29 protein-coding genes and 1 pseudogene are annotated in these 23,115 nt (G+C 42.2%); 25 read left to right on the top strand and 5 right to left on the bottom strand.

What is annotated here, in order from left to right; translation table 11 throughout:
* Window positions 1-226 precede the first annotated feature (226 nt).
* The 24 genes and pseudogenes from lsrA (at window position 227) to rplQ (ending at window position 15,510) form a co-directional block, all read left to right on the top strand.
* Complete coding sequence (gene lsrA, locus ACTG7L_RS08225) at window positions 227-1,741, top strand: autoinducer 2 ABC transporter ATP-binding protein LsrA (protein WP_439328156.1); 1,515 nt, start codon at window positions 227-229, stop codon at window positions 1,739-1,741.
* 11 nt (window positions 1,742-1,752) lie between these two features.
* Entirely contained in the window at window positions 1,753-2,742 is a 990-nt protein-coding gene (lsrC, locus tag ACTG7L_RS08220; RefSeq protein WP_439242709.1) for an autoinducer 2 ABC transporter permease LsrC, read from the top strand.
* 9 nt (window positions 2,743-2,751) lie between these two features.
* The gene (lsrD, locus tag ACTG7L_RS08215) at window positions 2,752-3,741 is read left to right on the top strand and encodes an autoinducer 2 ABC transporter permease LsrD (protein ID WP_439328134.1); all 990 of its coding nucleotides are present in this window, start codon (window positions 2,752-2,754) and stop codon (window positions 3,739-3,741) included.
* A 58-nt stretch (window positions 3,742-3,799) separates the two neighbouring features.
* A complete protein-coding gene (gene lsrB / locus ACTG7L_RS08210; protein ID WP_439328133.1) occupies window positions 3,800-4,816 on the top strand; it encodes an autoinducer 2 ABC transporter substrate-binding protein LsrB in 1,017 nt (338 codons plus the stop codon).
* Window positions 4,817-4,828: 12 nt separating this feature from the next.
* Window positions 4,829-5,707, top strand: a complete 879-nt coding sequence (gene lsrF, locus ACTG7L_RS08205; protein ID WP_439328132.1) for a 3-hydroxy-5-phosphonooxypentane-2,4-dione thiolase — start codon at window positions 4,829-4,831, stop codon at window positions 5,705-5,707.
* A 74-nt stretch (window positions 5,708-5,781) separates the two neighbouring features.
* Window positions 5,782-6,091: pseudogene (gene lsrG, locus ACTG7L_RS08200) on the top strand ((4S)-4-hydroxy-5-phosphonooxypentane-2,3-dione isomerase).
* Entirely contained in the window at window positions 6,084-6,761 is a 678-nt protein-coding gene (locus ACTG7L_RS08195) for a ribulose phosphate epimerase (protein ID WP_439328131.1), read from the top strand. Before lsrG ends, ACTG7L_RS08195 begins: the two are co-directional and overlap by 8 nt.
* A gap of 214 nt (window positions 6,762-6,975) precedes the next feature.
* Window positions 6,976-7,347 carry a 50S ribosomal protein L14 gene (gene rplN, locus ACTG7L_RS08190; RefSeq protein WP_132302868.1) on the top strand — a complete coding sequence of 124 codons (372 nt, stop codon included), beginning with the start codon at window positions 6,976-6,978 and terminating at the stop codon, window positions 7,345-7,347.
* 14 nt (window positions 7,348-7,361) lie between these two features.
* Entirely contained in the window at window positions 7,362-7,673 is a 312-nt protein-coding gene (gene rplX / locus ACTG7L_RS08185; protein WP_386695003.1) for a 50S ribosomal protein L24, read from the top strand.
* 17 nt (window positions 7,674-7,690) lie between these two features.
* Window positions 7,691-8,230 (top strand): 50S ribosomal protein L5, encoded by a 540-nt coding sequence (rplE, locus tag ACTG7L_RS08180; RefSeq protein ID WP_132302870.1) that lies wholly within the window; start codon window positions 7,691-7,693, stop codon window positions 8,228-8,230.
* 12 nt (window positions 8,231-8,242) lie between these two features.
* On the top strand, window positions 8,243-8,548 hold the full coding sequence (gene rpsN / locus ACTG7L_RS08175) for a 30S ribosomal protein S14 (protein ID WP_132302871.1): 306 nt from the start codon (window positions 8,243-8,245) through the stop codon (window positions 8,546-8,548).
* A 34-nt stretch (window positions 8,549-8,582) separates the two neighbouring features.
* Window positions 8,583-8,975, top strand: coding sequence for a 30S ribosomal protein S8 (gene rpsH / locus ACTG7L_RS08170; RefSeq protein WP_439242721.1), 393 nt, complete (start codon window positions 8,583-8,585; stop codon window positions 8,973-8,975).
* 16 nt (window positions 8,976-8,991) lie between these two features.
* Window positions 8,992-9,525, top strand: coding sequence for a 50S ribosomal protein L6 (gene rplF, locus ACTG7L_RS08165; RefSeq protein WP_439242723.1), 534 nt, complete (start codon window positions 8,992-8,994; stop codon window positions 9,523-9,525).
* 13 nt (window positions 9,526-9,538) lie between these two features.
* On the top strand, window positions 9,539-9,892 hold the full coding sequence (gene rplR / locus ACTG7L_RS08160; protein WP_439242725.1) for a 50S ribosomal protein L18: 354 nt from the start codon (window positions 9,539-9,541) through the stop codon (window positions 9,890-9,892).
* A gap of 14 nt (window positions 9,893-9,906) precedes the next feature.
* Window positions 9,907-10,407 (top strand): 30S ribosomal protein S5, encoded by a 501-nt coding sequence (rpsE, locus tag ACTG7L_RS08155; RefSeq protein WP_132302875.1) that lies wholly within the window; start codon window positions 9,907-9,909, stop codon window positions 10,405-10,407.
* 6 nt (window positions 10,408-10,413) lie between these two features.
* Complete coding sequence (gene rpmD, locus ACTG7L_RS08150; protein ID WP_132302876.1) at window positions 10,414-10,593, top strand: 50S ribosomal protein L30; 180 nt, start codon at window positions 10,414-10,416, stop codon at window positions 10,591-10,593.
* 4 nt (window positions 10,594-10,597) lie between these two features.
* Window positions 10,598-11,032, top strand: a complete 435-nt coding sequence (gene rplO / locus ACTG7L_RS08145) for a 50S ribosomal protein L15 (RefSeq protein ID WP_439242727.1) — start codon at window positions 10,598-10,600, stop codon at window positions 11,030-11,032.
* Between the two features lie 7 nt (window positions 11,033-11,039).
* Complete coding sequence (secY, locus tag ACTG7L_RS08140) at window positions 11,040-12,365, top strand: preprotein translocase subunit SecY (protein ID WP_439242729.1); 1,326 nt, start codon at window positions 11,040-11,042, stop codon at window positions 12,363-12,365.
* 30 nt (window positions 12,366-12,395) lie between these two features.
* Window positions 12,396-12,509: a 50S ribosomal protein L36 gene (gene rpmJ, locus ACTG7L_RS08135; RefSeq protein ID WP_012072236.1), complete on the top strand. Its 114-nt coding sequence runs from the start codon at window positions 12,396-12,398 to the stop codon at window positions 12,507-12,509.
* Between the two features lie 140 nt (window positions 12,510-12,649).
* Window positions 12,650-13,006 carry a 30S ribosomal protein S13 gene (rpsM, locus tag ACTG7L_RS08130; protein ID WP_386687887.1) on the top strand — a complete coding sequence of 119 codons (357 nt, stop codon included), beginning with the start codon at window positions 12,650-12,652 and terminating at the stop codon, window positions 13,004-13,006.
* Window positions 13,007-13,022: 16 nt separating this feature from the next.
* Window positions 13,023-13,412, top strand: coding sequence for a 30S ribosomal protein S11 (rpsK, locus tag ACTG7L_RS08125; protein ID WP_132302881.1), 390 nt, complete (start codon window positions 13,023-13,025; stop codon window positions 13,410-13,412).
* Window positions 13,413-13,441: 29 nt separating this feature from the next.
* Complete coding sequence (gene rpsD, locus ACTG7L_RS08120) at window positions 13,442-14,062, top strand: 30S ribosomal protein S4 (protein WP_386687884.1); 621 nt, start codon at window positions 13,442-13,444, stop codon at window positions 14,060-14,062.
* A 31-nt stretch (window positions 14,063-14,093) separates the two neighbouring features.
* Window positions 14,094-15,083, top strand: a complete 990-nt coding sequence (locus ACTG7L_RS08115; protein ID WP_439242732.1) for a DNA-directed RNA polymerase subunit alpha — start codon at window positions 14,094-14,096, stop codon at window positions 15,081-15,083.
* 40 nt (window positions 15,084-15,123) lie between these two features.
* Complete coding sequence (gene rplQ / locus ACTG7L_RS08110; RefSeq protein WP_439328130.1) at window positions 15,124-15,510, top strand: 50S ribosomal protein L17; 387 nt, start codon at window positions 15,124-15,126, stop codon at window positions 15,508-15,510.
* A 160-nt stretch (window positions 15,511-15,670) separates the two neighbouring features.
* Here the strand turns inward: rplQ and dld are convergent, their stop codons facing one another.
* From dld to ACTG7L_RS08085, 5 genes are all read right to left on the bottom strand, one after another.
* Window positions 15,671-17,353 carry a D-lactate dehydrogenase gene (gene dld / locus ACTG7L_RS08105; RefSeq protein ID WP_439328129.1) on the bottom strand — a complete coding sequence of 561 codons (1,683 nt, stop codon included), beginning with the start codon at window positions 17,351-17,353 and terminating at the stop codon, window positions 15,671-15,673.
* 33 nt (window positions 17,354-17,386) lie between these two features.
* On the bottom strand, window positions 17,387-18,109 hold the full coding sequence (locus ACTG7L_RS08100; RefSeq protein WP_439242738.1) for an MgtC/SapB family protein: 723 nt from the start codon (window positions 18,107-18,109) through the stop codon (window positions 17,387-17,389).
* Window positions 18,109-18,957 (bottom strand): shikimate dehydrogenase, encoded by an 849-nt coding sequence (gene aroE, locus ACTG7L_RS08095; protein WP_439328128.1) that lies wholly within the window; start codon window positions 18,955-18,957, stop codon window positions 18,109-18,111. Before aroE ends, ACTG7L_RS08100 begins: the two co-directional genes overlap by 1 nt.
* A gap of 3 nt (window positions 18,958-18,960) precedes the next feature.
* Complete coding sequence (locus ACTG7L_RS08090; RefSeq protein WP_439328127.1) at window positions 18,961-19,506, bottom strand: Sua5/YciO/YrdC/YwlC family protein; 546 nt, start codon at window positions 19,504-19,506, stop codon at window positions 18,961-18,963.
* A 70-nt stretch (window positions 19,507-19,576) separates the two neighbouring features.
* Window positions 19,577-20,077 (bottom strand): single-stranded DNA-binding protein, encoded by a 501-nt coding sequence (locus ACTG7L_RS08085; RefSeq protein ID WP_439328126.1) that lies wholly within the window; start codon window positions 20,075-20,077, stop codon window positions 19,577-19,579.
* Between the two features lie 140 nt (window positions 20,078-20,217).
* Here ACTG7L_RS08085 and uvrA point away from each other — a divergent pair, with 140 nt between their 5' ends.
* Window positions 20,218-23,049 carry an excinuclease ABC subunit UvrA gene (gene uvrA / locus ACTG7L_RS08080; protein WP_439328125.1) on the top strand — a complete coding sequence of 944 codons (2,832 nt, stop codon included), beginning with the start codon at window positions 20,218-20,220 and terminating at the stop codon, window positions 23,047-23,049.
* Window positions 23,050-23,115: the final 66 nt, after the last annotated feature.

The raw sequence follows: 23,115 nt of genomic DNA, 5'->3' as shown, positions 1-23,115 counted from the left end.
CTTTCCCTTTATAATATGTCTATATTATTCATCTGTTTTATAAAATAATCAAATGTTCATTTAAGATTTTCTTAAAATTGTGATCTCGATCACAAATTTGAGAAAAATTGGCAGTAAATTTTCAAAATTGTGAACTAGATCACATTTTTTCAGTTATTTATTCTATACAATACGAATCAAATGATATTTTATAAATACATTTGATCACTCTCCAAGGAGCGTTATGATGACAGAACAATATGATCAATCCGACTGTTTACTGGCGGTACATCAAGTCAGCAAGTCTTTCTCAGGCGTCAGCGTGTTAAAGGGCATTGATTTTTCTTTATACGCTGGTGAAGTCCACGCCTTATTAGGCGGAAATGGGGCAGGTAAATCGACCTTGATGAAAATCATTGCAGGTATTGAAAATCCAGATACGGGGATACTCGAAATCAAGGGGCAACCTTATAGCAAATTATCCCCGACCAAAGCTCATCAGTTAGGGATTTATTTGGTGCCACAAGAACCCTTGCTTTTTCCGAGTTTAACGGTCAAGGAGAATATTCTGTTTGGCTTGGTGAAAACGCAAAATTTAAACGAAAAATTGACCGCACTTTTACAGGAATTGAACTCGCATTTAAACCTTGAAATGCAAGCAGGTCTTTTGGATGTGGCAGATCAGCAACTGATTGAAATTATGCGTGGGTTAATGCGTGATGCGTCCATTTTAATTTTAGATGAACCCACCGCTTCCCTTACGCCAGCAGAAACAGAGAATCTGTTTCATAAAATTCATTCGCTGTTAGAAAAAGGCGTGGGCATTGTGTTTATTTCCCATAAATTGCCCGAAGTGTGGCAAATCTCCCATCGGGTGAGTGTGATGCGAGATGGTTATATTGCCTTAACGGGGCAAACTCACGCATTAAACAAAGACGATGTGATTACGGCGATTACGCCAAAGGCTAAAGAAACAGTGATGTCGGAGTCGCAAAAACTTTGGCTGGAATTACCTGGTCATCACCGCATTAAAGACAGTACTAAACCGATTTTACAAGTGAAAAATCTCACGGGCGAAGGTTTTAAGAATATTTCTTTTGAGTTGTACCCTGGGGAGATTTTAGGGCTGGCAGGTGTGGTGGGAGCTGGTCGCACGGAACTTGCCGAAACCCTATATGGCTTACGCCAAGAAAAGTGCGGTGAAATTCTCTTTAATTCTGAAGAAATGAACAACACCAGCATTCAACAACGGTTACAAGCAGGCATTGTGTATTTGCCCGAAGACAGACAAGCCTCGGGGTTGTATTTGGATTCGCCATTGACGTGGAACAGTTGTGCATTCACCTATCACCAAGGTGATTTTTGGCTCAATTCAGCCAAAGAAAGTGCCATTTTGGAACGTTATCATCGAGCCATTGGGATTAAATTTAGTGATGAAAATCAACCTGCTCGCACACTGTCTGGTGGTAATCAACAAAAAGTGTTAATTGCCAAATGCTTGGATGCGGATCCTGCCTTGTTAATTGTGGACGAACCCACAAGGGGCGTGGATGTGGGGGCGAGAGCGGATATTTATCAATTGATTCGTGGCATTGCCACACAAAATGTGGCGATTTTGTTTATTTCCTCGGATTTGGAAGAAATTGAGAAGATGTCGGATCGGGTGTTGGTGATGCACGATGGGGAATTGAGTCAGCCTTTAATGGGGGCGGATATTAATCAGAAAAACATTATGCACAAAGCGTTCAACGGTGATGAATAAAGGAGTGAATGATGTGGAAATTTATTCAAAATAATCGTGAATTAACCATTTTATCCGCCATTGCCTTGCTGTTTTTGGTACTGGCATTTGGCGATGGGCAATTTCATTGGCAAACGCTCACGATGATTTTTAGTTCGGCACAAATTGTGATTTTACTGGCGATGGGGGCAACCTTTGTCATTTTAACTCGCAATATTGATGTGTCGGTGGGATCAACAATGGGCTTATGTGCCGTGGTGGTGGGGACGTTGCTTAACGCCGGTTTTGCGTTGTCTACGGCGGTGCTGCTTACCGTGATGTTAGGCTTTTTCGCTGGCTTATTTAATGGGGTGTTGGTGTCATTGTTGCGGATTCCAGCCATTGTTGCCACCTTAGGCACATTGGGCTTATACAAAGGCATTATGTTGCTCATCACAGGCGGTAAATGGATTGAAGGCTTACCACAATCCCTGAAAACTTTATCTGAACCGATTTTTGCTGGGATCTCGCCGATTGGTTGGCTGATTATGGCATTCATTGGCTTGACTTACTTGTTATTAGCCAAATCTGCCTTTGGTCGTCATTTCTATGCCGTGGGCGATAACTTACAAGGAGCGTTGCAACTGGGGGTGAAAATTAATCAAGTGCGATTATTGGCTTTTGCCCTTAACGGCACAATGGCAGCACTCGCAGGGATTGTATTCGCCTCCCAAATTGGCTTTGTGCCTAATTCCACAGGGGCAGGATTAGAAATGAAAGCCATTGCCGCTTGTGTCCTCGGGGGGATTAGCTTACTGGGCGGCTCAGGCAATGTGATCGGGGCAGTACTCGGGGCGTATTTCTTGATTCAAGTTGACAGTATTTTAGTGTTGCTCAAAGTGCCAGCCTATTGGAATAACTTTGTAGCTGGCTTGGTGTTGTTGCTCGTGTTGATTTTTGATGGACGGTTGCGAGTGATGATTGCGAAAAATATCACGCAACAGCGTTATGCCCGTTTTCTAAAAGATGATGAAAAAGCCTAGGGGGAAAAGATGATTTTCAAAAAATATGGTTGGGAAAGTGCCTTATTGATTTTGCTGGTCGTAGAAATTTTGGGGTTTGGTCTTGTTAATCCACGAATGTTGGAACTCAATGTATTACTTTATAGTACCAGCGATTTTATCTATATCGGTATGCTTGCTTTGCCACTCACCTTAATTATTGTAAGCGGTGGAATGGATATATCCTTTGGTTCTACCGTGGGACTTTGTGCCATTGTATTAGGCTTGCTTTTTAAAGTAGGGATGCCGTTGCCGTTGGCAATCACGCTGACTTTTGTGGTGGGTGGACTTTGTGGCTTGCTCAATGCGTTGTTAGTGATTTATACCAAAGTCAATCCCTTAGTCATTACCTTAGGCACGATGTATTTATATGGCGGCGGTGCATTATTGTTGTCAGGATTCGCTGGGGCAACGGGTTATGAAGGCATTGGCGGATTTCCTGATAGCCTATTGGATTTTGCTAATCAAACGTTGTTCTCCATTCCAACCCCGATGATTTATTTTGCCCTAATGACCTTGGTATTTTGGTTATTAATGCACAAAACCACCGTCGGTCGCAGCATTTTCTTTATTGGGCAAAGTGAGCGAACTTCACGTTATAGTGCCGTGCCAATCAACAAAACTCTATTTATTATCTATGCGTTAATCGGTTTTGTAGCCGCCTTTGTTGCCGTCTTACTGGTGTCTTATTTTGGTTCCGCCCGTTCTGATCTCGGCAGTTCTTTATTAATGCCCGTGCTTACCGCTGTGGTATTGGGTGGAGCGAATATTTATGGTGGGGCAGGTTCGATTATTGGTACGGCAATCGCCGCCTTGCTCATCGGCTATTTACAACAGGGGTTACAAATGGTGGGGATTGCTAATGAAATTTCCAGTGCGTTATCAGGCGCATTGCTGATTATTGTGTTAATCGGTAAATCGCTCAGTCAATATTCTGGACAGATTCGCCATTGGTTAAAACAGCAATGGTTAAAAAACTAAAATCAACATACTGGCTGTTTGGTGTGTTTCTTTCAAAACTCAACTAAGGAGTATTATTATGAAAAATGTAATCAAAACAACCGCACTTGCGGTGGCATTGGGCTTATCTTCCATCAGTGCAGCACAAGCGACAGATCGTATCGCCTTTATTCCTAAACTGGTGGGCGTAGGCTACTTTACCAGCGGTGGACAAGGTGCGGTAGAAATGGGGAAAACCTTAGGAGTTGACGTTACCTATGACGGTCCAACTGAACCGAGTGTTTCCAATCAAGTGCAATTGATTAATAACTTCGTCAATCAAGGCTATAACGCTATTGTCGTCGCGGCGGTTTCGCCAGATGGCTTATGTTCCACATTGCAACGTGCAATGAAACGGGGCGTGAAAATCTTGACGTGGGATTCTGATACCAAACCTGAATGTCGTAGCCATTACATCGATCAAGGCACACCAGATCAGCTTGGAGCAATGCTTGTGGATATGGCAGCGAATCAAATCAGCAAACCCAAAGCGAAAGTCGCATTCTTTTATTCTAGTCCAACCGTGACCGACCAAAATCAATGGGTCAATGTGGCAAAACAGAAGATTGCTAAAGATCATCCTGAATGGGAAATTGTGACTACCCAATTTGGTTATAACGATGCGATTAAATCGTTGCAAACCGCCGAAGGTATTTTGAAAGCCTATCCCGATTTAGATGCGATTATTGCCCCTGATGCCAATGCCTTACCAGCCGCCGCACAAGCTGCAGAAAATTTGAAAGTGAACGGCGTGACTATTGTCGGCTTTAGCACACCGAATGTGATGCGACCTTATGTCAAACGTGGCACTGTGAAACAATTCGGTTTATGGGATGTAACGCAACAAGGCAAAATTTCGGTTGCCGTAGCAAGCGAATTATTGAAAGGGAAAACCTTAAATGTTGGGGATAAATTGGATGTTCAAGGCGTAGGAACGGTAGAAGTTTCACCAAATAAAGTGCAAGGTTACGACTATGAAGCCAAAGGCAACGGCATAGTACTGTTACCTGAACGTGTGGTATTCACCGCCGATAATATTGATCAATATAATTTCTAATAGGAGTACAATATGGCAGATTTAGATGATATTCGAGATGGCAAAGACTTTGGCATTGGCAAACCACAACAAAATCACGCTTTTTATTTAAAAGGCAGTGGGGCGTTAGATTGGGGAATGCAATCCCGTCTTGCCAATATCTTTAATCCCAAAACAGGCAAAACCATTATGCTTGCCTTTGATCACGGCTATTTCCAAGGGCCAACCACAGGGCTTGAGCGAATTGATTTACATATTGCACCGCTTTTTGAATACACCGATGTGTTAATGTGTACTCGTGGGATTTTGCGTTCAGTCGTGCCACCTGCTACCAATAAACCGGTGGTCTTGCGAGCATCAGGGGCAAATTCTATTTTGACCGAATTGTCCAACGAAGCGGTGGCAGTCAGCATAGAAGATGCCTTACGTCTCAATGTGAATGCCGTGGCAGCACAGGTGTATATCGGCTCGGAACACGAACATCAATCCATTAAAAATATCATTCAATTAGTGGATCAGGGTATGCGTTATGGTATGCCCGTGATGGCAGTGACAGGCGTGGGCAAGGATATGCAACGGGATCAACGTTATTTTTCCTTAGCCACTCGCATTGCCGCCGAAATGGGTGCCAGCATTATCAAAACCTATTATGTAGAACAGGGTTTCGAGCGAATTACCGCAGGTTGCCCTGTGCCGATTGTGATTGCTGGCGGTAAAAAATTGCCTGAACAAGATGCCTTGGAAATGTGCTATCAAGCCATTGACCAAGGGGCATCGGGTGTGGATATGGGGCGTAATATTTTCCAATCCGAAGCTCCGATTGCTATGTTAAAAGCCGTACACGCCGTGGTTCATCAAGGTGAGAACGCTCAACGGGCGTACCAACTTTATTTAGATGAAAAAAATCGTTAAAAATTTACCGCACTTTTTGGCGGAAAATCAACAAAAAGTGCGGTGTTCTTCAAGAGAATTTTAAGGAGAATATTATGTTTGCCATGCTCGTTGAAATTAATATTAAAGCAGGAAAAGAGCAGGAATTCTTGCAAGTTTTCCAACGTAACCACCTCGGCACTTGCCAAGAACCCAGGCAATTTACGTTTTGATGTGCTACAAGATCCCGACATTAGCACGAGATTTTATGCCTATGAAGTCTACAAAGACGAAGCTGCATTGGATGCCCACCGTCAAACGGAACATTATCATCGTTGTGTGGCGGAACTTGAGCCGTTAATGACGCAACCTCGCCAAAAGAAATTGTTTAAATGGATTTATCCAGAGAGCATCAGCGATGAATAGACAACAACGTATTCAAGCGTTAAAACAACAGAAAGTGAGCGTGGGAATTTTGTCATCGGATTGGATGAAATTCCCCGAAACCTTAGCCACTTTAGCAGGTCATCATATTTGTTTATTGCATTTTGATATTGCTGATGGTAATTGGTCACCACTTTTTACCGTTGGTACAATGGCATTAAAACCCTTTGGTGAGCCATTTCTAAAAGATGTGCATTTGATGGTGAAAGATCCCAGTGCATTGGTACAAGAATGTGTTGCTCTTGGAGCAGATATTATTACGTTACAACTGGAAAGCAAGCTGTCATTGCTAGAAACGGCTCAATGGATTCATTCACAAACGGAATCCGTTGTGGGCATTAGCCTTTGCCCTGATACGCCATTGGAGCAACTGATTCCCTATTTGCAGTGGACTGATGTGATTCAATTGCTAGTGCTTGATCCAAGGACAGGCGTTAAAATGAATCCATCGCAACTGTTTGAGCGTATCCAACAATTGCATCTATTACTTGATAAACATCATCAATCTAAGCTCATTGCGATTGATGGCTCAATGACGTTGGAGCTGGCGACACAATTGCAAGATTATGATATTGATTGGGTGGTGTCGGGGAGTGCGTTTTTTAAGTCCAATGATCTTGATATGACGTTAAAGCAATGGGGGTTAAAATAGAAAAATTAAAGTCAAAATCTCTTATTTTTTAACCGCACTTTTTGTTACTTAAAACAAAGTGCGGTTTATTTCTACAAAGTTTCTGATAGCGAATATTTCCTTGAAAATCCAGTTGATTTTATCTTGTCTTTTTGATAAACTCACCGACCTACTTATCCTAAGGTAAGTAGGTTCGTCCCGCAAGGGTGTTTTTTAACTTAAACGGAGCACTAATATGATCCAGACACAGACTATGCTAGACGTTGCTGATAACTCAGGCGCTCGTAGCGTAATGTGTATCAAGGTTCTAGGTGGATCGCACCGTCGTTATGCTGCTATTGGTGATATCATCAAAATTACTGTGAAAGAAGCAATTCCTCGTGGTAAAGTGAAAAAAGGTGATGTGTTAAAAGCAGTTGTCGTGCGCACTAGAAAGGGTGTTCGTCGCCCAGACGGATCAGTCATTCGTTTCGATGGTAACGCTTGTGTAATTTTAAATAATAACACGGAGCAACCTATCGGTACCCGTATTTTTGGACCTGTGACGCGTGAACTTCGCTCTGAGAAGTTTATGAAGATCATTTCTTTAGCACCAGAAGTACTATAAGGGAGAGATAAGAAATGGCTGCAAAAATTCGTCAAAATGATGAAGTAATCGTTCTTGCCGGTAAAGATAAAGGCAAACGTGGAAAGGTAACTCAAGTGTTACCAAACGGTAAAGTTCTTGTTGAAGGAATTAAAATCATTACTAAACATGAAAAACCTGTACCTGCTTTAGGTAAAGAGGGTGGTTTAGTGAAGAAAGAAGCGCCAATTGATGCGTCAAATGTAGCGATCTTCAATCCAACAACTAACAAAGCTGACCGTGTAGGTTTTAGATTTGAAGATGGCAAAAAAGTCCGTTTCTTCAAATCTAATAATGAAATTATTTAACAAACTGGAGTAATGCGATGGCGAAACTGCATGATTATTACAGAGATCAAGTAGTGAATGAATTGAAAAATAAATTCAACTACGCATCTGTCATGCAAGTCCCACGAATCGAAAAGATTACCCTGAATATGGGTGTGGGTGAAGCATTGACCGATAAAAAATTGCTAGATAACGCAGTAGCGGATTTAGCAGCGATTAGCGGTCAGAAACCTTTAGTAACAAAAGCACGCAAATCTGTTGCTGGCTTTAAAATCCGTCAGGGATATCCAATCGGTTGTAAAGTAACACTACGTGGTGAACGTATGTGGGAGTTCTTTGAACGTTTAATTACAATTGCTGTTCCACGTATTCGTGACTTCCGCGGTTTAAGTGCGAAATCATTTGATGGTCGTGGTAATTACAGTATGGGTGTGCGTGAGCAAATCATCTTCCCTGAAATCGACTATGATAAAGTTGATCGTGTTCGTGGTTTAGATATTACTATTACCACAACAGCGAAGAATGATGAAGAAGGCCAAGCACTACTTGCTGCCTTTAATTTCCCATTCCGTAAATAAGGCAGGTTATCAATGGCTAAACAATCAATGAAAGCACGCGATGTAAAACGCGTTAAATTGGCTGAGAAGTTCTACGCTCAACGTGTAGAGTTGAAAAAAATCATTTCTGACGTCAATTCTTCTGATGAAGATCGTTGGAGTGCGGTGTTAAAGTTACAAACTTTACCGCGTGATTCAAGCCCAAGTCGCCAACGTAACCGTTGTCGCCAAACTGGTCGTCCTCACGGCGTATTAAGTAAGTTTGGTTTGAGCCGTATTAAGGTCCGTGAAGCAGCCATGCGTGGTGAGATCCCTGGTCTTAAGAAAGCAAGTTGGTAATATCCACTTTATTTTGGAATCGGAGTAAAAGCAAATGAGTATGCAAGATCCAATCGCAGATATGTTGACCCGCATTCGTAACGGTCAAGCTGCGAACAAAGTTGCGATCAGTATGCCTTCATCCAAGCTAAAAGTGGCAATTGCCAATGTATTAGCGGAAGAAGGTTACATTGAAAGCGTAAACGTTTTAGAAGGTGTAAAACCTGAATTGGAAATTACGTTAAAATATTTCCAAGGTAAACCAGTTGTAGAAAGTATTCAACGTGTAAGCCGTCCTGGTCTTCGTATTTACAAACGTAAAGACGAATTACCAAAAGTAATGGGTGGTTTAGGTGTTGCTGTGGTTTCTACATCTAAAGGTGTGATGACTGATCGTGCAGCTCGTCAAGCGGGCTTAGGCGGCGAAATCATCTGTTATGTAGCTTAATGGAGAGGTAGGAAAAATGTCTCGTGTTGCAAAAGCACCTGTAACTGTTCCTGCCGGTGTTGAGGTAAAACTTAACGGCCAGCTATTAACAGTGAAAGGTAAGAATGGCGAGTTAACTCGTACCATTCATAACTCAGTTGAAGTTAAACAAGATAATGGTGCATTAACTTTCGCACCACGTGATGGTAGTGTGGGTGCGAATGCACAAGCAGGTACTGCACGTGCGTTAGTCAATGCAATGGTTATTGGTGTTACCGAAGGTTTCACAAGAAAATTACAACTCGTCGGTGTGGGTTATAGAGCACAAGTAAAAGGCAACGTTGTTGGCTTGAGCTTAGGTTTTTCACATCCTGTCGAGCACACTTTACCAGCAGGTATTACTGCAGAATGTCCATCTCAAACCGAAATCGTGTTGAAAGGTGCTGACAAGCAATTAATCGGTCAAGTGGCAGCAGATATTCGTGCATACCGTAAACCTGAACCTTATAAAGGTAAAGGGGTTCGTTATTCAGACGAAGTTGTACGTACTAAAGAAGCTAAGAAAAAATAATTAAGGTAACACTATGGATAAGAAATCAGCTCGTGTCCGTCGTGCAGCTCGTGCTCGTTATATGATGAAAGAGCAAGGTGTCACTCGTTTAGTGGTTCACCGTACTCCACGTCATATCTATGCACAAGTAATTGCACCGAATGGTTCAGAAGTGCTTGCCGCTGCTTCAACAGTAGAAAAAGCAATTAGTGAGCAAGTAAAATATACCGGTAACAAAGATGCCGCTGCAGTAGTAGGTAAAGCTGTTGCTGAACGTGCATTAGCGAAAGGCGTGAAAGAAGTGGCTTTCGACCGTTCCGGTTTTAAATATCATGGTCGTGTCCAATCTTTAGCGGACGCTGCTCGTGAAGCTGGTCTACAGTTCTAATAGAGGAAATTGAGATGTCAAACATCGAAAAACAAGCTGGTGAACTGCAAGAGAAGCTAATCGCGGTAAACCGTGTATCAAAAACCGTAAAAGGTGGTCGTATTATGAGCTTTACTGCTTTAACAGTGGTAGGTGATGGTAACGGTCGTATCGGTTTTGGTTATGGTAAAGCACGCGAAGTTCCAGCAGCGATCCAAAAAGCAATGGAAAAAGCACGTCGTAACATGATCAACGTCGCTTTAAATGAAGGTACATTACAACATCCTGTTAAAGGTGTTCATACGGGTTCTCGTGTATTTATGCAACCAGCTAGCGAAGGTACAGGTATCATCGCAGGCGGTGCAATGCGTGCCGTATTAGAAGTGGCAGGTGTACGTAACGTTTTATCTAAAGCATACGGTTCAACTAACCCAATTAACGTTGTTCGAGCAACAATTGATGCTCTTGCAAATATGAAATCACCAGAAATGGTTGCCGCTAAACGTGGTAAAACCGTTGATGAAATTTTGGGGTAATGAATTATGGCTAAAACTATTAAAGTAACTCAAACTCGTAGCTCAATTGCTCGTTTACCGAAGCATAAAGCCACCTTGAAAGGTTTAGGTCTTCGCCATATTCGTCATACTGTTGAGTTGGAAGATACACCATCTGTACGTGGTATGATTAACCAAGTTTCATATATGGTTAAAGTGGAGGAGTAAGAGAATGCGTTTAAATACTCTATCTCCGGCTGAAGGTGCTAAGCACAGTGCTAAGCGTTTAGGTCGTGGTATTGGTTCAGGTCTAGGCAAGACGGGTGGACGTGGTCATAAAGGTCAAAAATCTCGTACTGGCGGCGGTGTTCGTCGTGGTTTCGAGGGTGGTCAAATGCCTTTATATCGTCGTTTACCGAAATTTGGTTTTACATCAATGAAAGCAGCGGTCACCGCTGAAATTCGTTTGAATGATTTAACTAAAGTCGAAGACAATGTTGTCACGTTAGATTCACTTAAAGCAGCGAACTTAATCACCAAAGATATTCAATTTGTTAAAATCATTTTAGCAGGTGAAGTGAAAGGTGCCGTCACAGTTCGTGGTTTACGTGTAACTAAAGGTGCTAAAGCAGCGATTGAAGCTGCTGGTGGATCAATCGAGGAATAATTAACAGATGGCTAAGCAACCAGGTTATCAAAGTAGAAGTACTCAAAGCGGTAAAGGTGAACTTAAAAGTAGATTGCTTTTTGTATTAGGTGCACTAATCGTTTTCCGTATTGGTTCTTTCATTCCGGTTCCTGGTATTGATGCTGCCGTATTAGCTCAGTTAATTGAACAACAAAAAGGCACCATCATTGAGATGTTTAACATGTTCTCTGGTGGTGCATTAAGCCGTGCGTCAATTTTTGCATTAGGTATTATGCCGTATATTTCGGCCTCTATTATCATTCAATTATTGACCACGGTTTATCCTGCATTAAATGAATTAAAGAAAGAAGGTGAATCTGGTCGCCGTAAAATGAGTAAGTACACACGTTATGCAACGTTAGGACTTGCGACATTACAAGCAATTGGGATTTCAACCGGTTTACCAAGTATGTTACCAGGCCTTGTACCTAACTTAGGTTTTGGTTTCTATTTCACAGCAGTCATTAGCCTTGTCACAGGAACCATGTTCTTAATGTGGTTAGGTGAACAAATTACAGAACGTGGAATTGGTAATGGTATTTCATTAATTATCTTTGCAGGTATCGTCGCTGGTCTTCCAGCAGCGATTGGTCAAACCATTGAGCAGGCGCGTCAAGGGCAGATGCATCCGTTAGTTCTTTTATTGATTGCCGTCATTGTGTTTGCAGTCACTTATTTCGTTGTGTTCGTTGAACGAGGACAACGTCGAGTGAAAGTAGAATATGCTAAACGCCAGCAAGGTCGTCAAATATTAGGTGGGGGTTCATCCCATTTACCGTTAAAAGTCAATATGGCCGGTGTTATTCCAGCTATCTTTGCCTCCAGTATTATTTTGTTCCCAGCAACAATTACATCTTGGTTTGGTGAGGGTTCTAGTTTGGAATGGTTAACGAATTTATCGTTAATGTTACAACCAGGTCAGCCGATTTATTTGATCGTCTATGCGGCAGCAATTATGTTCTTTAGCTTTTTCTATGCTGCAATGCAATTTAATCCTCGTGATACAGCCGATAATTTGAAAAAATCTGGAGCATTCATCCCAGGAATTAGACCAGGTGAACAGACATCTCGTTATATAGATAAAATTATGACTCGCCTCACATTAGTGGGTGGTCTTTATATTGTCTTCGTATGTTTAGTTCCTTACATTATGATGTCAGCTTGGAACGTCCAATTCTATTTTGGTGGGACATCCTTGTTAATCGTTGTAGTGGTAATTATGGATTTCATCGTGCAGATTCAAAGTCATTTAATGTCAACCAAATATGAATCTGCGTTGAAAAAGGCAAACCTTAAAGGTTTTGGACAATAAGTTGTCCATTTTATAAAGAAAGGATAAGCAATGAAAGTTCGTGCTTCCGTAAAGAGAATTTGTCGTAACTGTAAAATTGTGAAACGTGAAGGTGTAGTACGTGTATTATGTACTGACCCTAAACATAAACAACGTCAAGGTTAATTGATAAATTTTTCTTGCAAAGAACCAGTTGAGCAGTTATACTGCTCAGCTCATTTATGTCCTTGGTATATTGTTTGAGTATCCTGAAACGGGCTTTTCAAGATCAATATACCAATTAGTTAAAAAAATAGGAGTGCATAGTGGCCCGTATTGCAGGCATTAACATTCCTGATCATAAACATACTGTAATCGCTTTAACAGCAATTTATGGTATCGGTAAAACCCGCGCACAAGCTATTTGTGCTGCAACAGGTATTGCTGAAAGCGTTAAGATCAGAGAATTGTCTGAAGAGCAGATTGATAAACTGCGTGACGAAGTTGGTAAATTTACCGTTGAAGGTGACTTACGCCGTGAAGTAACACTTAACATCAAACGTCTATTAGACTTAGGTTGTTATCGTGGTTTACGCCACCGTCGTAGTTTACCGGTACGTGGTCAACGTACTAAAACTAATGCGCGTACCCGTAAGGGTCCACGTAAGCCGATCAAAAAATAAGTCGGGGTAAAGATTAATGGCTAAAACACCAGTTCGTGCACGTAAACGTGTAAAAAAACAAGTTGTAGATGGCGTAGCTCACATTCACGCATCTTTCAATAACACAATCGTAACTATTACTGACCGTCAAGGTAACGCTCTTGCATGGGCAACCGCAGGTGGTTCAGGTTTCCGTGGTTCTCGTAAATCAACTCCGTTTGCTGCGCAAGTCGCTGCTGAACGTTGTGCTGAAGTCGTCAAAGAATTTGGCTTAAAGAACTTGGAAGTTATGGTTAAAGGTCCGGGTCCTGGTCGTGAATCAACAATCCGTGCATTAAATGCAGCGGGATTTAAAATCACGAACATTACAGATGTGACTCCGATTCCTCATAACGGTTGTCGTCCACCGAAAAAACGTCGTGTTTAATCTGACGTTAGGATAATTGGAGAAAGAAAATGGCAAGATATTTGGGTCCAAAACTCAAGCTAAGCCGTCGTGAAGGCACTGATTTATTTCTTAAATCAGGCGTGCGTGCTATCGATTCTAAATGTAAAATTGATACAGCACCTGGTCAACACGGTGCTCGCAAACCACGTTTATCTGACTATGGTAGTCAGTTACGTGAAAAACAAAAAGTTCGCCGTATCTACGGTATTTTAGAACGTCAATTCCGTAATTACTATAAAGAAGCGAACCGCTTAAAAGGTAATACAGGTGAAAACCTCTTAGTATTATTAGAAGGTCGCTTGGATAACGTTGTTTATCGTATGGGATTTGCTGCCACTCGTGCAGAAGCTCGCCAATTAGTGAGCCACAAAGCGATTGTAGTAAATGGTCGTGTTGTAAACATTCCATCTTTCCAAGTTTCCGTTGATGATGTGATTGCTGTGCGTGAGAAATCTAAAAAGCAAGCTCGTATCAAAGCATCATTGGAATTAGCAGAACAAAAAGAAAAACCAACATGGTTAGAAGTTGATTCTGCAAAAATGGAAGGTGTGTTCAAACGTGTTCCTGAACGTTCTGATTTATCAGCAGACATTAACGAACATCTGATCGTTGAGCTTTACTCTAAATAATAGTTAAGCTTACAAGCAAAGAGAGGATAAAATGCAGGGTTCTGTTACAGAATTTTTAAAGCCACACTTAGTGGATATTGAGCAAATTAGCTCAACACACGCTAAAGTGATCTTAGAACCGTTAGAGCGTGGTTTCGGCCATACTCTAGGTAATGCATTGCGTCGTATTCTTTTATCTTCAATGCCAGGTTGTGCTGTCACTGAAGTAGAAATTGAAGGCGTATTGCATGAGTACAGTAGTAAAGAAGGGGTTCAGGAAGATATTCTTGAAGTACTTCTAAACTTAAAAGGCCTAGCGGTTACAGTTCAGAATAAAGATGATGTATTTCTGACACTAAACAAATCTGGAATTGGCCCTGTTGTTGCAGCTGACATCACCCACGATGGTGATGTAGAAATCGTAAATCCTGAACATGTAATTTGTCATTTAACCGATGAAAATGCGTCTGTTAATATGCGTATTCGTGTACAACGTGGTCGAGGCTATGTGCCTGCTTCCGCTCGTGTACATGCTCAGGATGAAGAACGTCCAATTGGTCGTCTGTTAGTAGATGCTTGTTATAGCCCTGTTGACCGTATTGCTTACAATGTAGAAGCTGCACGTGTTGAACAGCGTACTGACTTAGATAAATTAGTTATCGAGTTAGAAACCAACGGCACTATTGATCCAGAAGAAGCAATTCGTCGTGCTGCAACAATTTTAGCGGAACAGCTTGATGCATTCGTTGATTTGCGAGATGTTCGTCAGCCAGAAGTCAAGGAAGAGAAACCGGAATTTGATCCGATTTTACTCCGTCCTGTTGATGACTTAGAGTTGACAGTTCGTTCTGCTAACTGTTTGAAAGCAGAAACAATTCATTATATCGGTGACTTAGTCCAACGTACCGAAGTTGAGTTATTAAAAACACCTAATCTTGGTAAGAAATCACTTACCGAAATTAAGGATGTCCTCGCTTCACGTGGCTTATCACTTGGTATGCGCCTTGAAAATTGGCCACCAGCAAGTATTGCTGAAGATTAATGGTCAGTTAGGTTAAGATTTTTCTGAGAAGGATAAGGTCATGCGCCATCGTAAGAGTGGTCGTCAACTAAACCGTAATAGTAGTCATCGCCAAGCGATGTTCCGCAATATGGCAAGTTCATTAATTGGTCACGAGATCATTAAAACAACTGTGCCAAAAGCAAAAGAATTACGTCGTGTAGTTGAGCCGTTAATTACATTAGCAAAAGTAGACAGCGTAGCAAATCGCCGTTTAGCTTTCGCTCGTACACGCAGCATTGAAACTGTTGCAAAATTATTTAATGAATTAGGTCCACGTTTTGCTCAACGTGCTGGTGGTTACACCCGTATCTTGAAATGTGGTTTCCGTGCAGGTGATAACGCTCCAATGGCATACATTGAGTTAGTAGATCGCCCTGAAGTAACAGCTGAAGTTGCTGCGGAATAATCTAAAATTAATACCTAAAAAGCTCACGTTTAGTGAGCTTTTTATTTTTTAGCCGTTGAAGTGATTTGAAATGTACTTTGCTGATAAAATAGAACAAAAATAGTGCGGTGAAAAAAGACATTTTTTTCACCGCACTTTTGCTTATTTTTTCCTATTTGCTTTATGCCCAATATTTTTTCTTTGAGGTTTTACCTAAGCCCGGATTGAAACTATTGGTTGGATCTAACTCACGATAGAATTGACGGAGAGCCGGTTTGGCCTCATATAAATGTCCCACATTATGCTCCGCTGGATATTTTGCACCACGTTGATCGAGTAGCGTTAACATATCTTCTTCTAATTGATGGCAGTCATGGCCTTTTTTCACAATATAATCTTGATGGAAAACATGGCACATAAAATGACCATAGTAGAGCTTATGGCTAATTTTCTGGTTCATCTCCTCAGGCAAGGTTTCAAACCATTGTTCATCATTACGACGTAATGCAATATCCAACGCCACTAAATCTTCTACCTCATCCGCATGAATTGCACGATAACGAATGGCCGCAGAGGCGACAGCAAAACGATGCAACATAGCGGCTTGTGTTTCTTGTGCATTACATTCAAAATAACCGCCTTTGTCGCTTTCTGCAAAATAGCGGGCTAAATATTCTTGTGCCTCTTGAATCCCCTTGCCGCCCATTTTCACAATCAAGTGATGTTCATATTTATCACGGTATTGACGCAAACTATCAGGCAAATGCTGTGGAATAAATTTTGAGCCGAATTGCAAGAGTTTATCGCTAAAGTCCTGTAATCCTATTTTTTTCGCCAACCGATCCACTTTGGCTTTCAGCGCAAATAGCCCTGGGAGACGATGCGTGCCGAATTTTTTAATCACCCAAAATGTATCTTTACCGTATTCTGCTGCCACATCAAAGGCATCTCGATGGATATATTCGCCCGAAATAGGCAGTTGTTGAAATTCAGCGAGCATATGGCGACGAATATCATTTAACACTTGGGTTTGATTGGTGCCAATATAAAAAACGGCGGTGTCTTTTTCTAAGGGAAAAGTATCAAGTCGCACTGCAAAAATCGCTAATTTGCCCGCACAACCCGAGGCTTCATAATGGCGGTTAGGATCCGCATTAAAACGGGCAGGACTATCTTCATTGACCTGACGCACATGATGGCAATAAGCATGATCATGACCCCGTTTTTCCGTTTGATGTACTTGTTCAGGTTGATATTGTCCCGTTTGTAAATTTTGTAAAATTTCTTCTGGTGTGCTACCCAGATCAATCCCTAAATGGTTATGTAAAGTTAGCTCACCCTTTTCATCCAGTTGAGCAAACAGGGACATTTCAGTATAGGCCGGACCTCGTTGCACCAACGCCCCACCAGAATTATTACAAATTCCCCCGATCACCGAGGCGCCAATACAAGAAGAACCAATCACGGAATGCGGTTCACGTTGATGAGGCTTAAGTAATAATTCCAGTTCATTCAAGGTTGAACCAGGTAAACAGACCACTTGTTCTGCCTGATTAATCAACTGAATGCCACTAATCCGCATGGCATTGATAATCACAATATCCCGATCATAATCATCACCACTCGGCGTTGAACCGCCTGTCAGTCCTGTATTGGCGGCTTGTGAAATCACGATCACATCTGCCTCTACACAGGCTTTGAGTACCTGCCAAAATTCCACTAACGTAGCGGGACGAACGACGGCAATGGCTTTGCCAGATCCGAAACGATAGCCACTACGATATTGTTCATTTTTGGCCGGATCGGTGATCACATAATGTTTACCGACAATTTGATGAAGTTGCTGAATAAGTTGTGTTGACATAATGTTCCCTCGTTAAAATAATCACGGCGTATTTTATTTACTTTCCAAATCCACCCCTAAGACTTCAGGGATCAGTTTAATTTCACCATAAAGATGATGCAAGATTTCTTTATCCTCTAAATCTGCTCGTAACACCAATTTAATTTCCCCATGATATAAATCTTTGATATTCATATCTTCAATATCACAATGCTGTTGTGCAAATAAGGCTTTGATTTTATTAATACCCGCCATATCATTCAAGTGAACAGTGAGGGTCGCTTTAATGTCAGCAGGACGATGACGTTGTACATAACGCTGCACAATCGGACTTAAGCGAATCGCAATGAAGATCATCATGGTAGCCAAAATTGCATCAAAAAAGAAACCCGCCCCCGAGGCAATACCAATCCCCGCCGCTGCCCAAATAATTGCCGCCGTCGTTAAGCCAGAAATCGCATCATTGCTTTTACGCAAAATTACCCCCGCCCCGAGGAAACCGATACCACTAATCACTTGTGCCGCTAATCGCATCGGATCCGTACGAATATTTTGTGACACTTCCGCATAATATTCCGCCGATTGAATCGACACAATGGTCAAAATACAGGTGGTAATCGAAATAATCACACAGGTTTTGACCCCGACAGGTTTACGTTTCAATTCCCGCTCTAAACCGATAATGCCGCCGAGACACATGGCAACGCATAATTTCATTAAAATAATGAAATGTGATGAATTAATCACCGCTAAAAATAATGCTTGTATATTTTCCATTAGATTATCTCTTGTTCTATTAATCTATTTATTTCTGGCATGATACCTCGCCACAAGGCGAACGAATGAGCGGCTTGTCCCACTAACATCCCAAAACCGTCGCTCATGTTCTTCACACCAAGGGATTTTGCCCATGCCAAAAAGGGCGTATCGCCTTGTTTTGCATATTGCATATCATAAACAGCATGCGCTAATGACAACAGTTCTGGTGCAATGGGGGCCGTTTTTCCTTGTAAGCCCAATGACGTTGCATTAATTATCACATCAAACGGTTGCACAGAAATGTCGGTTAATTGCACCGCACTTATTTGACCATATTGGCCAAATTTATCGGCTAAATCCTGCGCTTTTTCCAAGGTTCGGTTGGCCAACACAATATGTTGCTTGGCTTGCAACAACGGTAACAATACCCCTTGGGTTGCGCCGCCAGCACCTAAAATTAATAACGTTTGATGGGGTCTTAACCAACCTAAACGTTGTAAATCACTGACTAACCCCGCCCCGTCCGTGTTATCTGCATAGAGATCGCCATTCTCCAACTTTTTCAATGTATTACAAGCTCCCGCTGTTAATGCTCGTTCATTGTAAACCTGAGCAAGCTGATAAGCACGTTGTTTAAAAGGGGCGGTAATATTACAGCCTTTCGCCCCTTGTGCAAAGAAGTCGAGGAGCTGTTGTTCAAACTGAACCTCATCACCGAGTAGCGCATCATATTGCATTATTTGTCCCGTTTGTTGGGCAAAAAAGTGGTGAATTTGCGGTGACTTACTTTGGACAATAGGGTTGCCCCAAACCGCATAGCGATCAACGGCGGTAGTATAAGGAGCAATAACGGTATTTTGTGGCATATTTTATCCCTGTCTAACAATTTGATTCGTCAATAAATCTCGAATTTCTGACGGATTTTTAGCCCCACCCACCGGCATGTCGACCACAGGAAAATATTCACCAAATTGTGACCGCACTTCTTCGGCTGTTTTACAAGGGGGCAACCCAGTTAAATTCGCACTGGTTGACGTTAAAGCAAAGCCCGTCGCTTGGCATAATTGTACTACCGCCGGATGACGGCATAAACGCACAGCAATACTGTCAAATTTCCCCGTGAGGAATGCGGGCACTTCGGCATGAGCCGGCACAACCCAAGTCGTTGGGCGAGCATATTGTGCTTGTAATCTTGCCCAATGTTGTGGCGTAAAATCTTTGGTTTCAATAAATGGCAAAAGAAAATCCAACTCTGGCGCCACCAAAATCAAGCCTTTCTCGACAGGGCGTTGCTTTAAAACTAGCAACTTCTCCACCGCACTTTGGCTTAAGGGATCACAACCTAAACCAAACACTGCCTCGGTTGGGTAAGCAATGACCTGTTCGGATTTTAATAAATTGACTAATCTGTTCATATGATTGTATTGGTTTAAATAAAAAAGAAACGCTAGCACGAACCAGCGTTTCTTTATTCACTATTGTAACTCAGAATGGAATATCATCATCAAAACTATCCAACGGTGGCTCTGCGGCTGGTGGGGCTTTTTGCATTTGTTGTGGTTGGCGTGGTGTTTGAGTTGGGCGTGAGTAGCCACCAGATTGTTGTCCAGTAAACCCGCCATTATCTTGATTAAATCCACCTTGGTTAGCATTACGGCTATCCAACATTTGCATGACATCCCCTTGAATTTCCGTGGTGTAACGATCTTGCCCGTTTTGGTCTTGCCATTTACGGGTTTTTAAACGTCCCTCCACGTAAATTTGGGAACCTTTGCGTAAATATTCACCGACCACTTCGGCTTGACGGCGATAAAACACAATACGGTGCCATTCCGTAACTTCACGGCGTTCTCCGGTGTTTTTATCGTTCCAACTTTCACTGGTGGCGACGCTGATATTTGCCACGGCTTCACCATTTGGCATTGTCCGAATTTCAGGGTCATTTCCTAAACGACCCACAATAATAACTTTGTTTACTCCAGCCATAATTTCCTCGATTGACTATTAAATTACTCTGTATTTTGCCCTAAAATAAAAAAAAAATCTAGATTTTTTACTGGTTATTTTAACAGATTCTTAATTTTGTGATATGCTTTCCAAAATTTCACTTTTTATTGATACTCACAATGAACAAAATCGACATCCGAGGGGCGAGAACCCATAATTTAAAAAATATTAATCTGACTATTCCACGGGATAAACTGATTGTCATTACGGGATTATCTGGTTCGGGGAAATCCTCCCTAGCTTTTGATACGCTTTATGCAGAGGGACAACGCCGTTATGTGGAAAGCCTATCGGCTTATGCCCGTCAATTTTTATCCTTAATGGAAAAGCCTGATGTAGATAGCATTGAGGGGCTTTCGCCAGCGATTTCTATTGAGCAGAAATCCACTTCCCACAACCCCCGTTCTACGGTGGGGACAGTCACGGAAATTCACGATTATTTACGCTTATTATTTGCCCGTGTCGGTGAACCTCGCTGTTCAACCCATAACGAACCGCTGACAGCGCAAACTATTTCGCAAATGGTGGACAAGGTGTTGAGCTTGCCCGAGGAAAGCAAAATGATGTTGCTTGCCCCCGTGGTGCGAAACCGCAAAGGGGAACATGTTAAATTGCTCGATCAAATTGTGGCACAAGGCTATATTCGAGCCAGAATTGACGGTGAGATTTGTGATTTATCGGATCCGCCAACCTTAGAATTACAAAAGAAACATACGATTGAAGTGGTTATCGACCGTTTTAAAGTCCGAGCAGATTTAGCCACTCGCTTGGCAGAGTCTTTTGAAACGGCGTTGGAGCTATCTGGCGGTGTTGCCGTTGTGGCCAGTATGGATGACGATAACGCTGAAGAACTGGTATTCTCGGCCAATTTTGCCTGTACACATTGTGGTTATTCCGTACCAGAATTAGAACCGCGGTTATTTTCTTTCAATAATCCAGCGGGGGCTTGCCCAACTTGTGATGGTTTGGGCGTACAACAATTTTTTGATGAAAAAAGGGTCGTACAAAATCCGTCTATTTCCTTGGCAGGCGGAGCAGTGAAAGGCTGGGATCGCCGTAACTTCTATTATTATCAAATGCTCACCTCTTTGGCCAAACATTATCATTTCGACGTGGAAATGCCGTTTGAAAAATTGCCTAAAAAAGTACGTGATATTGTGTTGCATGGCTCTGGCAAAGAAGAAGTTGAGTTCACCTATTTAAATGATCGTGGTGATACGGTGGTTCGCCGTCATGCCTTTGAGGGCATTTTAAACAATATGGCACGCCGTTATAAAGAAACGGAATCCATGTCAGTACGAGAAGAATTGGCGAAAAATATCAGCACACGTCCTTGTGTGGATTGTTGCGGATCTCGTTTACGCCCTGAGGCTCGTCATGTTTATATCGGACAAACTAACTTGCCTGATGTGTCAGAGATGAGCATTGGCGAGGCCTTGGCCTTTTTCGAGAAAATGGCGTTAGTCGGGCAAAAAGCCCAAATTGCCGAGAAAATTCTCAAAGAAATCAAAGAACGCTTGTCTTTCTTAGTCAATGTGGGCTTAAATTATCTTTCCCTTTCCCGTTCCGCTGAAACCCTGTCAGGCGGTGAGGCCCAACGGATCCGTTTGGCCAGTCAAATTGGTGCAGGTTTAGTGGGCGTGATGTATGTGTTAGATGAACCCTCTATCGGTTTGCATCAACGAGATAATGAACGCTTGCTTAACACCTTGATTCACCTGCGAAATTTAGGTAACACGGTGATCGTAGTGGAACATGACGAAGATGCGATTCGGGCGGCGGATCATATTATTGATATTGGCCCCGGCGCAGGTGTTCACGGCGGTGAAGTCATTGCGCAAGGCTCCGCCCAAGAAATTATGGCGAACCCCCACTCCATTACAGGGAAATATTTATCGGGAACGGAAACAATCGAAATTCCGAAAAAACGCACCGCACTTGATCCCGATAAGCTCCTCCGTTTAAACGGTGCGACGGGCAATAACCTAAAATCGGTGAATTTAGACATTCCCGTTGGCTTGTTTACTTGTATCACAGGCGTGTCAGGTTCAGGCAAATCCACCTTGATTAATGATACTTTGTTCCCATTGGCACAAAATGCGTTAAATCGGGCAGATAATATTCATTTTGCCCCTTATGAATCCATTGATGGTTTGCAGTATTTCGATAAAGTGATCGATATTAACCAAAGCCCGATTGGACGTACTCCACGTTCAAACCCAGCGACTTATACGGGGTTATTTACCCCTATTCGTGAGCTTTTTGCAGGCGTACCAGAGGCCCGAGCAAGGGGCTATAACGTGGGGCGTTTTAGTTTCAACGTACGAGGTGGACGCTGCGAGGCCTGTCAAGGAGATGGCGTGTTAAAAGTGGAAATGCACTTCTTGCCTGATGTCTATGTGCCATGCGATCATTGCAAAGGCAAACGTTACAACCGTGAAACGTTGGAAATTCGTTATAAAGGCAAAACCATTCATCAAGTGCTAGATATGACGGTGGAAGAGGCTCGGGAATTTTTTGACGCTATTCCAGTGATTGCCCGTAAATTGCAAACGTTGATGGATGTGGGATTGTCTTACATTCGCTTAGGGCAATCTTCTACTACTTTATCAGGTGGTGAGGCTCAGCGAGTGAAGTTAGCCACCGAATTGTCTAAGCGAGATACAGGCAAAACCTTGTATATTTTGGATGAACCCACTACGGGCTTGCATTTTGCTGACATCAAACAGTTGTTGGAAGTGTTACACCGCTTACGTGATCAAGGCAATACGATTGTGGTGATTGAGCATAATTTAGACGTGATCAAAACGGCTGACTGGATTGTGGATCTCGGGCCTGAGGGCGGTAGCGGTGGCGGTGAGATTATCGCTGCGGGGACACCAGAGCAAGTGGTGAAAGACAAAAAATCCCATACGGCGAGATTTTTGAAAGATATTTTGAAAAATGCCTAGTGATAATAAATAAACTGGTTAGTAAAAAAGGGATTAAAATCAAATTTTAATCCCTTTTTAAGATTA

Source organism: Lonepinella sp. BR2357, from assembly GCF_051851525.1.
Classification (GTDB): domain Bacteria; phylum Pseudomonadota; class Gammaproteobacteria; order Enterobacterales; family Pasteurellaceae; genus Lonepinella.
Note: the sequence above shows the minus strand (reverse complement) of the source record. Positions and strands in the feature narration are given on the sequence as shown.

What these genes read in the sequence shown, in the direction of transcription:
- lsrA (WP_439328156.1), top strand. Translation starts at nt 227, where the DNA reads ATGACAGAACAATATGATCAATCCGACTGTTTACTGGCGGTACATCAA.
- lsrC (WP_439242709.1), top strand. Translation starts at nt 1,753, where the DNA reads ATGTGGAAATTTATTCAAAATAATCGTGAATTAACCATTTTATCCGCC.
- lsrD (WP_439328134.1), top strand. Translation starts at nt 2,752, where the DNA reads ATGATTTTCAAAAAATATGGTTGGGAAAGTGCCTTATTGATTTTGCTG.
- lsrB (WP_439328133.1), top strand. Translation starts at nt 3,800, where the DNA reads ATGAAAAATGTAATCAAAACAACCGCACTTGCGGTGGCATTGGGCTTA.
- lsrF (WP_439328132.1), top strand. Translation starts at nt 4,829, where the DNA reads ATGGCAGATTTAGATGATATTCGAGATGGCAAAGACTTTGGCATTGGC.
- ACTG7L_RS08195 (WP_439328131.1), top strand. Translation starts at nt 6,084, where the DNA reads ATGAATAGACAACAACGTATTCAAGCGTTAAAACAACAGAAAGTGAGC.
- rplN (WP_132302868.1), top strand. Translation starts at nt 6,976, where the DNA reads ATGATCCAGACACAGACTATGCTAGACGTTGCTGATAACTCAGGCGCT.
- rplX (WP_386695003.1), top strand. Translation starts at nt 7,362, where the DNA reads ATGGCTGCAAAAATTCGTCAAAATGATGAAGTAATCGTTCTTGCCGGT.
- rplE (WP_132302870.1), top strand. Translation starts at nt 7,691, where the DNA reads ATGGCGAAACTGCATGATTATTACAGAGATCAAGTAGTGAATGAATTG.
- rpsN (WP_132302871.1), top strand. Translation starts at nt 8,243, where the DNA reads ATGGCTAAACAATCAATGAAAGCACGCGATGTAAAACGCGTTAAATTG.
- rpsH (WP_439242721.1), top strand. Translation starts at nt 8,583, where the DNA reads ATGAGTATGCAAGATCCAATCGCAGATATGTTGACCCGCATTCGTAAC.
- rplF (WP_439242723.1), top strand. Translation starts at nt 8,992, where the DNA reads ATGTCTCGTGTTGCAAAAGCACCTGTAACTGTTCCTGCCGGTGTTGAG.
- rplR (WP_439242725.1), top strand. Translation starts at nt 9,539, where the DNA reads ATGGATAAGAAATCAGCTCGTGTCCGTCGTGCAGCTCGTGCTCGTTAT.
- rpsE (WP_132302875.1), top strand. Translation starts at nt 9,907, where the DNA reads ATGTCAAACATCGAAAAACAAGCTGGTGAACTGCAAGAGAAGCTAATC.
- rpmD (WP_132302876.1), top strand. Translation starts at nt 10,414, where the DNA reads ATGGCTAAAACTATTAAAGTAACTCAAACTCGTAGCTCAATTGCTCGT.
- rplO (WP_439242727.1), top strand. Translation starts at nt 10,598, where the DNA reads ATGCGTTTAAATACTCTATCTCCGGCTGAAGGTGCTAAGCACAGTGCT.
- secY (WP_439242729.1), top strand. Translation starts at nt 11,040, where the DNA reads ATGGCTAAGCAACCAGGTTATCAAAGTAGAAGTACTCAAAGCGGTAAA.
- rpmJ (WP_012072236.1), top strand. Translation starts at nt 12,396, where the DNA reads ATGAAAGTTCGTGCTTCCGTAAAGAGAATTTGTCGTAACTGTAAAATT.
- rpsK (WP_132302881.1), top strand. Translation starts at nt 13,023, where the DNA reads ATGGCTAAAACACCAGTTCGTGCACGTAAACGTGTAAAAAAACAAGTT.
- rpsD (WP_386687884.1), top strand. Translation starts at nt 13,442, where the DNA reads ATGGCAAGATATTTGGGTCCAAAACTCAAGCTAAGCCGTCGTGAAGGC.
- ACTG7L_RS08115 (WP_439242732.1), top strand. Translation starts at nt 14,094, where the DNA reads ATGCAGGGTTCTGTTACAGAATTTTTAAAGCCACACTTAGTGGATATT.
- rplQ (WP_439328130.1), top strand. Translation starts at nt 15,124, where the DNA reads ATGCGCCATCGTAAGAGTGGTCGTCAACTAAACCGTAATAGTAGTCAT.
- dld (WP_439328129.1), bottom strand. Translation starts at nt 17,353, where the DNA reads ATGTCAACACAACTTATTCAGCAACTTCATCAAATTGTCGGTAAACAT.
- ACTG7L_RS08100 (WP_439242738.1), bottom strand. Translation starts at nt 18,109, where the DNA reads ATGGAAAATATACAAGCATTATTTTTAGCGGTGATTAATTCATCACAT.
- aroE (WP_439328128.1), bottom strand. Translation starts at nt 18,957, where the DNA reads ATGCCACAAAATACCGTTATTGCTCCTTATACTACCGCCGTTGATCGC.
- ACTG7L_RS08090 (WP_439328127.1), bottom strand. Translation starts at nt 19,506, where the DNA reads ATGAACAGATTAGTCAATTTATTAAAATCCGAACAGGTCATTGCTTAC.
- ACTG7L_RS08085 (WP_439328126.1), bottom strand. Translation starts at nt 20,077, where the DNA reads ATGGCTGGAGTAAACAAAGTTATTATTGTGGGTCGTTTAGGAAATGAC.
- uvrA (WP_439328125.1), top strand. Translation starts at nt 20,218, where the DNA reads ATGAACAAAATCGACATCCGAGGGGCGAGAACCCATAATTTAAAAAAT.